General features: G+C 69.0%; 2 protein-coding genes and 1 pseudogene. 1 reads left to right on the top strand and 2 read right to left on the bottom strand.

From position 1 onward, the window contains the following. Both MFF30_RS19375 and MFF30_RS19370 read right to left on the bottom strand, forming a co-directional pair. On the bottom strand, nucleotides 1-192 hold a 192-nt coding region (locus MFF30_RS19375), incomplete at its 3' end, for a hypothetical protein (RefSeq protein ID WP_238281236.1). A gap of 34 nt (nucleotides 193-226) precedes the next feature. After that, nucleotides 227-1,145 (bottom strand): annotated as a pseudogene (locus MFF30_RS19370) (ISL3 family transposase); the annotation flags it as partial. Nucleotides 1,146-1,493: 348 nt separating this feature from the next. On the opposite strand from MFF30_RS19370, the gene MFF30_RS19365 reads away from it, so the two are divergent. Further along, on the top strand, nucleotides 1,494-11,010 hold a 9,517-nt coding region (locus tag MFF30_RS19365), incomplete at its 3' end, for a VCBS domain-containing protein (protein WP_238281238.1).

Below are 11,010 nucleotides of genomic sequence, written 5' to 3'. Positions count from 1 at the left end.
GTCGAGCGCACCTTCGGCTAATTGAGCCACTGGGGTGGGCTTCTCCGCGAGCGCGCCGGACGCCTCGACGTCGCGGCCGGACGCCTCATCTGCGTGGCTTGCCTCATGGCCGCCAACGCCCTCAACAATCCAGCCTAAGCAATCGCGCTCAAACAGGCTCTGAGGGGAAAAGGGTGGGGTTCGCTTCGTCATAGCTCCATCCTCGCAAGGGTTGGGGCCTTCGGGAAACCCAGCGCGGTTCATTGCGGGATGTGCCGAGATGGCGAGCGATCTCCTTGGTCGGCAGACCTTCGCCGTGGAACCACAGGACGGCCTTGCAACGGTCGCGTCGCCGGCTCCTCACGTTCGTTGGCACTGTCTTCGCCAGATCAGGTAAGCCGGCGGGGTCGTGCACGGCGCAGTGCGCCACGTCTCGGACCTCGGACTGGTGCCGCTCGACGATGCCGCGCAGGGCCTCGGGCGCGTTGACGAGCGTGCCAGCGATCCGCGACCTGCGTCGCGGTCGTCTCCGTGCGCGCGGCCTCAGCGTAAGGTCCCGAACGGTCACGGCTGACGTCGGTCACGCTCGGATGGGCGGTGAGCCAGTCCCGCACCGGTGACGATGAGCGGCCGGGCAAGAGATCGATGACGCGCCGCCGCTCCAAGTCGCACACGATGGTGCCATAGGACCGGCCGCACCGCCACGCCCAATCGTCGATGCCGATTACCCGCGGCGGCGGTGACGGTACGGTCCCGCGACGATGGATCGGGCGCCGGACGGTGTCGCCGCTGACGGGCATGGCCAGCCGCTGCGACAACCTTGCGCCGGCCTCACCACCCAGCACCATGCCGATGGCGGTCTGCGCCTCGGCCAACCGGTCGCTGCGGCGCGCCTTGCGCGCACCCAGCCCCGGCATGCGTTAGGCAAAGATCCGCCCCAGGGCAGTGGCCGCAGCGGAAGCGGCGCACCTGCACCCGCCACGTCACCGACCGGTCCTGCCAGGGCAGGTCGTCGAACGTCCGCCAATACCTGCCTTGCACCCGCGCCGAAGCACGCCCGCAGACCCGACAGCAGGCTTGGGCCGGCATGGTGGGGCGGTGATCAGCAATCCGGACGTGTTTAGCTTCAGACCATCGACGTGCTGGCCGTCCGGGACCGACGGCAACGACGGGTTCGAGATCGGCATCGCACTGCCCTCGGGCCAACATGCGAATTGACTTCCAAACCACCTTTCAGCACCGAAAATCGCGGACAAACCAATGCTCAACGCTGCTCGACACTTAGAACTCGATCAAGGCCCTTCTTTCCGAAATAAAACCGTGATGATTGGTATCTAAATCGATCCTATAACTATTTCTATATCAATAAAATTGGTCTGGCACTTCTATAAAACTCCTCACAAAAATTTTATGCGTGAGTGTGGAACTCTGGGACGCTGAGGCATCGACTACAGGAGCGTGGCACCGCTACGGGGACGGCAGAACATGGATTGATTATGCGGGCGGAGCGAGTCATGCCTTACATCGATGGGGAATACTTCGGCGGCGGCGGTGGCGGCAGCGTTGACTACAACGTCGCGCCCATCATCGGCGCCTCGAAGCTTGCCGGCGCGGTGACCGAGCAGGTCTCGCCCGGTAATGCCCTCACCGACAGCGGCACCATCGCCTTCGACGACAATCCGTCCGACGTGCATAGCGTCTCGGCCAGCGCCATCGGCACCACGCTGGGCACGCTCACGGCGGTGAAGACCGCCGACTCGACCGGCACCGGCACGGGCGGCGTGATCACCTGGAGCTACAGCGTCGACGACGCCAAGGTGGAGTACCTCGCCAAGGGCCAGACCAAGGTCGAGAGCTTCACGGTCTCGCTCAGTGACGGTCAGGGCGGTGTGGTCACGCGCCAGATCGACGTCACGGTCACAGGCACCAACGATGCGCCGGTCATCTCGGGCGGCAGCTTCACCAGCGGGATCACCGAAGCGGCGACGCCGGCCGGCACCTTGTCCGGCACCGGAACGATCGCCTTCACGGATGTCGACCTGTCCGACAGCCACACCGTGTCGGCCGCTTCGTCCGGCACCACCCTCGGCACCCTGACTGCCGTCAAGACCGCCGACACGACCGGGACCGGGGCGGGCGGCAGCGTCAGCTGGACCTACGCGGTCGATGCCGCCAAGGTGGAGTACCTCGCCAAGGGCCAGACCAAGGTCGAGATCTTCACGATCACGATCGGCGACGGGCAGGACGGCTCGGTCGCGCAGACGGTTGCCGTGACCCTCACGGGGACCAACGATGCACCGGTGATCGGTTCCGCCAAGCTCTCCGGTGCGGTGACCGAGCAGGGTTCGCCCGGCACCGCCCTGTCCGACAGCGGCACGATCGTCTTCAGCGACGTCGACCTGATGGACAGGCACAGCGTCAGCGCCAGTGCCATCGGCACGCCGCTCGGCACGCTGACCGCGACGAAGACCCAGGACACCACCGGCTCGGGCACGGGTGGCACGGTGACCTGGAGCTACAGCGTCGACAACGCGAAGGTGACCTATCTCGCCGCGGGCCAGACCAAGGTCGAGAGCTTCACCGTCACGGTCGACGACGGCCAGGGCGGCACCGTGTCGAGGCAGGTCGACGTCACCATCACGGGCATCGGCGGCCAGCCCGCCTCGTTCTCCTCCAGCAACGGCGGCAGCGCGAGCCAGGTCCTCGGCAACGGCGTCGTCATCAGCGGCACGTCGAGCATTGTGAACGACCAGTCCGCCGCGACCGGCGGCGCCTCGACCATCACGGTCGGGACCGGCGGCACGATCACGGCGACCGGCACCGACGCCACCGATCCGTATCTCGGCCAGGGCGTCTTCAACGGCAACCAGGGCACGGGCGAGACCCGCATCAGCCTCGGTGCCGGCACCAGCGTGAGCGGCAGCGCCAACGGCCTCGTGCTGGTGCAGTCGAACACCGGCAACGCGAGCGCGGTCTCGATCACCGCCGGCGGCGACGTCACCGGCCTCGGCGGCGCCGCGCGCCTGCCGAATGCCTACGACAACCTGCTTCAGGCGCGCATCCCCTCCACCGGCAACCAGCCCGGGCATGGCGTGGTCGCGATCAACGCAGGCACCGGCACGCTCACCCTCGACACGAGCGGCGGCAAGATCCAGGCGGCGCAGGACCGCGACGGGATCGTCGCAATCAACGCCGGCGGGCTCGTCTCCGTAACCAACGCCGACGCCATCCAGCATGCCGCGAGCGTCACCGGAGGCACCGGCATCGACGCCCGCAACAGCGGTGCGGGCGGCGTGTCGCTCACCAATTCCGGCACGATCAGCGCCGCGGGCGGCAGCTTCAGCAACGGCGTCATCGCCGTCTCGTCGAACGCGCAAGGCGCCGTCTCGGTCGGCAACCAGGGTATCCTCGGCGGCGGCGCGGCGCTCACCGGCACCGGCATCACCGCGATCGGCGCGGGCGCCGTCACCGTCTCCAACGCGGCGTCGATCACCGCGGGCACCGGCATCTCCGCCAGCGGCAGCGGCGCGGGCACCGTCACGGTCAACCACACCTCCGGTACGATACTCGCTGGCGGCGACGGCATCGACGTGACCAGCACGGGTTCGGGCGCGATCGTCGTGAATCAGTCCGTCGGACAGATCGGCACGAGTGCCGCGCCGGTCGGACGATTCGGCATCTACGCGGTGGGAAGCGGCGGCGGTGCCATCGGCGTCACGTCGGGCACGATCGTCTCGTCTCAGCAGGGTGCTGTGGCGATCAACACCGCATCCGGCGATGTCACGGTCGCGACGCGGGGTGACATCACGACCGGCTACATCGCCGTCAACGCGCAGGTTCAAGGCGGCAGCGGTAACGTCGTGGTCACGACGGCGGCGAACACCACCTTCTCGGCCAACAACAGCACCGACGCCAACGCCAACGTCGTCAACGCGCAGCACAGCACCTCCGGGACGGGCACCGTCCAAGTCACCAACGCCGCGACCCTCACCCGTCCGGTCGGCGTGACCGGCGGCAACGCGATCAACGCCACGAACGGCACCTCCGGCCTGCTCAACGGCGTGCAGACCGCGGTCTCGGTGACGAACACCGGCACGATAACCAACAACTTCGCCACCGGCATCAACGCGACAACGAGCGGCACGGGCGCCATCGTCGTCTCCAACGCGGCGGGGATCACCGCGGGCACCGGTATCAGTGCCTCGTCCAACGGCGCGGTGACGATCAACCACACCGCCGGCCTGATCCAGGCGACGAGCAACGGCATCGCCGCGACCTCGTTCGGCGCGGGCGGCGTCACGGTGAACCAGTCCGGGGGCGAGATCCGCACCACCGCGACGGGGTCGGGCGTCGCCGCGATCAACGTCGAGCAGCGCAACAATGCGGGCGCCCTCACGGTCACCGCAGGCGCGTTCACGTCCGGTGCCGAGGGCGTGCGGGCGATCAACTTCGCGTCGGGCGACATCACGGTCGCGACGACGGGGAACATTACGGGCGGTCTCGGGGCCGTCAATGCCCAGCTCATCGGGGGGAGCGGCAACGTCGTCGTCACGACCGCGACGAAAACCACATTGACGTCGAATGCGGGCAACGGCGTTCTCGGTGCGTCACACGGCGCATCCGGAACCGGCTACGTCCAGATCGATAACGCCGCGACCTTGACCCACACCTCCGGCACCGGCGGTACCGCGATCTACGCCTCGAACGGCACATCCGGGTCGCTCAACGGCGTCCAGACGGCGGTCTCGGTCGGCAACAGTGGCACCATTACCGACAAACTCAGCACCGGAATCGACGCGCGGGGCGGCAGCATCGGTGTCGTCTCGGTAGCCAATTCCGGTTCGATCACGGTCGCGGGCACCGGCATCAGCCTGTCGGGCTCCGGCGGCGGCAGTGTCGCCAACTCGGGCACCGTCGGCGGCGCGAACGGCCTTTCGGTCGGCGGCGGCAGCTTCGCCCTCTCGAACACCGGCACGATCGCCGGCACCACCGCCGCCATCCAGATCGCGTCCGGCACGCTGACGGTCAAAGCCCTCGGCACGATCAACGGCGCCATCGTCGACAACGGCCAGCTCACCCTGAACCAGGCCGGCAGCTACACCCTCGCTAGCGCCGTTTCCGGCTCGGGCGCACTTACCGTGCAGAACGTCGGCGCCGGCAACACCGCGACCCTGTCCGGCGCGCTGACCCAGCGCGGCGGCTTCACCGTCGCCGATGCCTCGAACGTGACGGTCGCCAAGGGCGCCAGCTTCTACGGCGTCAAGCTCAACGGCGGCATCTTCACCAACCTGGGCTCGGCCGACACGCGCGCCGTAACCAACGGCCCCTCGAACAACACCGACGCCATTCAGACCAACGGGGGTGGAACCGTCACGAACGGCGCGGCCAACGCGACCGGCGCGACGATCCAGGGCGGCGGCTCCGGCCTCGGCGCGCTCGGGTCCGGTGCGACCATCGTCAACAATTACGGTCTCGTCGTCGGCCGCGATTACGCCGGTGTCGGTCAGATCGGCGGTAACGGCGCGATCACGATCAACAACCTGAACGGCGCGAATCCCGGCACCGGCGGCGTCATCTACGGCCGGGGGGGTGCGGATTCCGGCTGGGGCGCCTTCAACTCTTCGGGCGGCGCCCTGACGGTGGTGAACGAGAGCGCGGGCAAGATCGTGGGCGGTATCTACGGCGTCTACGGCACCGGTGCGGCGACGAGCGTGACCAACGCCGGCACGATCGCCTCGGGCAGCTACGACGTGGCCGCCGGCGCGATCACCGTCGGCGGCACGGCGGGCATCCGGCTCAATGCGGGCGGCAGCGTCACCAACGCGGGGACGGTCCAAGGCACGACCGGCCTTTCGGTCGGCGGCGGCACCACTACCCTGTCGAACACCGGCACGATCACCGGCACCGGCGGCAACGCCATCCGGATCGATGCGAGTACGCTGATCATCAAGGACATCGGCACGATCAACGGCGCGGTCGTCGACAACGGCCAGCTCGTCCTGAACCGGGCGGGCAACACCACCTTCGCCAACGCCGTCTCGGGCACCGGCTCCCTCGTCGTGCAGGGCGTCGGCAGCGGCAACACCGCGACCCTGTCGGGCGCGTTGACCCAGCGCGGCGGCTTCACCGTCGCCGACGCCTCGGCCGTCACGCTCACGGGCAGCTACGTCGTGGCGGCCGACGGCATCAGCCTCAACGGCGGCACCTTCACCAACCAGGGCATCGTACGGGCTACCGGGTCCGCAGGCACGAACGCCGTCACGGCCAGCACCACCGTGGGCGCCACCGTGGTCAATGCCGCGGGCGCCCAGATCGTGGGTCAGGGCAGCGGCGTCATCCAGCTCGTTGGCAACGTCCCGGGGGCGCTCAGCGTCACCAATTCCGGCCTGATCCAGGGCCTCAACTACGACGGCGTGACCCAGCACGGCACAGGTGCGCTCCGCGTCGCCAATACCGGCACCGGCGTGATCTACGGGCAGAACGCGATCGGCTCTTCCAACGGCTACGGCGTCGGCAGCGACGGCGGCGGCCTCCTCGCCCTGACCAACGCCGCGGGCGGCCGGATCGTCGGCCAGTACGGCTCGGTCGGATCGAACGCCGGTGACACGATCACCAACGCCGGCACGATCGCTTCGGGCAGCTACGACGCGACCAGCGGCGCCATCACGGCGGGCGGTATCGCCGGTGTCCAGCTCAGGGCCGGCGGCACCGTGTCGAACACCGGCACGATCAGCGGCAATTCCGCGGGCATTCAAGCCGGCGGCACGGCCACCGTCGTCAACAGCGGCGCGATCAGCGCGGTCACCGGCCGCGGCGTCGACCTCCTGGCCGGCGGCACGCTCACGAACACGGTCGGCGGCACGATCAGCCATACCAACCGATCCGGTGACACCGGCCTCGCCGGCGTCTATTCCAGCGGCGACCTGAAGCTGACCAACGCCGGCACCATCAGCACTGCGGCCACCGGCGCCAGCGACGGCGTCACCGTGCTCGGCGTCGCCACGGTGACCAACACCGGTACGATCCAGGCGGCCGCCGCCAGCGGCCTCGCGCTCAAGGGCGCCGGCAGCAGCGTCGTCAACAGCGGTACGATCCAGGGCGGCACCATCAGCACGGGCGTCACGCTCATCAGCACCGGCACCATCGACAACCAGGCCGGCGGCACCATCGCCGGCTCGTTCGGCGGCATCCGGGCCGGCGACACCGCGACCATCATCAACGCCGGCACGATCCAGGCGACCAGCCAGCAACAGGGCATCAACCTGGCGAACGGCGGCACGCTCATCAACGGCGGGACGGCCAACACCGGCGCCCTCGTCGCCGCCGCCTTCGGCTCCGGCGTGATCGCATACGGCGACGCGGCGACCAGCATCGACAACTACGGCCGCATCCAGGGCACGACCTTCTCGGGGGCCGGCCACGAAAGCTCGGGCGCCGGCGCATTCACGTTGAACAACCTCGGCACCGGATCGGTGGTCTACGGTACCGGCAATCTCGGCGTGTTCGGCCTGGGCAGCGGCGCGCTGACGGTTCGGAACGAAGGCCTCATCGTCTCCGGCGGCTCCGCGGCCATCATCGCCAACGGCGCGGCAACCGTCACAAACAGCGGCACGATTGGCACGGGCTCCATCGACGCGAACGGTGCCTTCGTCGCCAAGACCAACGGCAACGCCATGACGCTCAATGCCGGCGGCACGGTCGTGAACAAAGCCGGGGGCAGCATCATCGGCGGTGGCGACGCCATCTACGCGGGCGGCGCCCTCGTTCTCACCAACGCCGGCCGTATCAGCAGCCAGGGTGACACGGTCTTCGCGAATGCCGGCGGCAGCGTCCTCAATACCGGCAGCGTCACCAGCGCGGCCTTCTCGGCCATCGTCGGCGCCACCGGCCTCTCCGTGACCAACGCGGCCGGCGGCACGCTCACCGGCGGCACGAACGGCGATTACGGCTACGCCGTGCAGTTCGCCCGCAACGACGGCACGTTCGACAACTACGGTACCGCTAACGGCGGCGCCGGCGGCGTGCTGGCGAACCAGAACCTCGGCGGGGGCGCCGGCGTCACTCTCGGCCTCCATGCCGGCTCGACCACCGGCGCCATCAAGCTCATCACCGGCAACGACACGGTGTCGATCGACACCGGCACCGGCGCGGCCTTCGCGGGCGTCACCGGCAACGGCGCCGTCCTGCAGACGGCCGGCACCCACGCCGCTGCGATCGTCAGCAAGGTCGACCTCGGCGGGGGCACCAACACGATCAACCTGCGCGGCTCTGGCGACGGTACCGCCGCTAACGGTGCTGTCGGCACGCTCGACATGTCGGGCGTCTCCGGTGCGACCGCCCTCAACAAGATGGACGGCGGCACCTTCGTGCTGACCGGAGCCTATAACGGGTCCGTCGCGGTCGACGTCCAGGCCGGACGGCTCATCGAGCGCGACACCGGCGCCGCCTTCGGCTCCGGCTCCGTCGCGATCCGGGCCGGCGCCGTCATCGAGCTGCACGACGACGTCGACGTCACCCACGCGCCGACCGTGTTCAGCGGGGCCGGCACGATCGAGAAGACCGGGACCGGCACGCTGACCCTGAGCGGCGCCAGCACCTACTCGGGCGGCACGTTCCTGACGGCGGGCACGCTGGAACTCTCCGGCACCACCACCGGCACCTTCGGGGCGGTCACCTCGGCCGCCGCCGGCACCGGGGCGATTAGCTTCGGCAGCGGGGCCCAGACCCTGCGCATCGCCGGCAGCGCCCTCGGCGCGGACGCGGTCTACACCTTCGGCAACGCCATCACGGGCTTTGCCACGGACGGCGACGTCATCGACGTCACCGGCATCGGCGCAACCACGGCGCGCTTCAACTACGCCAACAGCATCCTCAATCTCATCGACGGAACGGGGGCGACCAAGGCCAGCCTACACCTGACCGGCAACTACATCGGCACGGTATTCACCGTCGCCTCCGACGGCGTCTCCGGCACGCAGGTCACGCTCGCGGTCGGCAACGAGGCACCGCGCCTCGACGGCATCCAGGCGACGCTCGCGGCCGGCACCGAGGACACCGCCTTCACGGTGACGACGGCGCAGCTGCTCAAGGGCTTCGTCGATCCGGAAGGCGCGACGCTCTCGGTCACGAATCTGTCCGTCGACCATGGCACGATCGCGAGCGACGGCCAGGGCGGCTACAGCGTGACGCCGGCAGCGGACTACAACGGCCCGCTGACGATCAGCTACGGGATCAGCGACGGCAAGGCGACCACACCCGCCCAGCTCAACCTCGCGCTGGCCGCCGTCAACGACGCCCCGGTGGTCACGGGCGGCACCGTCTCCGGCGCCGTCACGGAGCTCGTCACCCAGGCCGGCACCCTGTCGAGCAACGGAACCTTCGGGTTCGCGGATGTCGACGTCGGGGACACGCACACCGCCTCCGTCAGGGCCGCGGGCACGACCCTCGGCAGCCTGACGGCGACGGTGACGGCCGACACTACGGCCGGCGCGGGCGGCAGCGTCGCCTGGGCCTACACGGTCGATGCGGCCAAGCTCGAGAGCCTCAAGGAGGGCGAGACCGCGGTCGAGAGCTTCACGGTCACGGTCGGCGACGGGCAGGGCGGCTCGGTGGCGCAGACGGTCGCCGTGACCCTCACGGGCACCAACGACGCGCCGGTGATCACCTCCTCGGCTCAAGGAGGGGCGGTGAAGGAGGACGTCACGCTGACGGCGACCGGCGTGGTCACGTCGAGCGACGTCGATCACGACGCCACCGCCACCTATACGGGCAACGCGACCGGGACCTATGGCAGCTTCACGGTCGATGCTCAGACCGGCCGCTGGACCTATGCCCTCGACAATGCCGGGCATCAGGAACTCGCGGAGGGCGAGGTTCATACCGAGACCTTCACGGTCCTGGTGACGGACGACAAGGGCGCCACCGCGAGCCAGAACGTATTCGTCACCGTCACGGGCACCAACGACGCCCCATCGATCGCTGCCGGCGCCAGCGCATCGCTTCGGGAGAAGAGCGGGCTCACGGGCGCCTCCGAGCCCGTGGTCGCCTTCGGCTCCCTCACATTCGCCGACACCGACTTCGCCGACGTCCACGTCACCAGCAGCACCCTTGCGACCGCCACGTGGTCGGGCGGTGCCACCTTGCCGACCGGCCTGTCTGATCGTCTCGACGAGGCTTTCAGCACGTCGCTGACTGACAGCACCGGTTCCAGTGCCGGCTCGATCGGCTGGGCCTTCGGCGTGACCGACAAGACCGTCGACTTCCTTGCTGCGGGAGAGACGCTCAAGGTCGTCTTCAGCGTGACCGTGACGGACGGTGCCGGCGCATCCGCGACGAGACCGGTCGCATTGACCATCACCGGCACCAACGATGCGCCGGTGATTGGGGTCGCCAAGCTCGCCGGCGCGGTCACCGAACAGGTCACGCCCGGCGCCGCCCTCACCGACAGCGGCACGCTCGCCTTCGGCGACGTCGACCTGACGGACGGGCACGGCGTCATGGCCAGCGCCATCGGCACGCCGCTCGGCACCCTAACGGCGATGAAGACCCAGGACACCACCGGCGCGGGCACGGGTGGGGTTGTGACCTGGACCTACAGCGTCGACGACGCCAAGGTGGAATCCCTCGCCCAGGGCCAGACCAAGGTCGAGAGCTTCACGGTCTCGATCGACGACGGCCACGGCGGTGTGATCGCCAAGCAGATCGACGTCACCATCACGGGCACCAACGACGCGCCGGTGATCACCTCCTCGGCCCAGGCCGGAACGGTGAAGGAGGACGGTACGCTGGCGGCGACCGGCCAGGTGACCTCTAACGACGTGGATCAAGACGCCACCGCCACCTACACGGGCAACGCGACCGGGACCTATGGCAGCTTCAAGGTCGATGCTCAGACCGGCCGCTGGACCTATGCCCTCGACAATGCCGGGCATCAGGATCTGGCAGCGGGTGAAACCCACACCGAGACTTTCACGGTCTTGGTGACGGACGACAAGGGAGCCACCGCGAGCCAGAACGTGCTCGTCACCGTCA

Source organism: Methylobacterium goesingense, from assembly GCF_022179225.1.
In the GTDB taxonomy this organism is placed as follows: domain Bacteria; phylum Pseudomonadota; class Alphaproteobacteria; order Rhizobiales; family Beijerinckiaceae; genus Methylobacterium; species Methylobacterium goesingense.
Note: the sequence above shows the minus strand (reverse complement) of the source record. Positions and strands in the feature narration are given on the sequence as shown.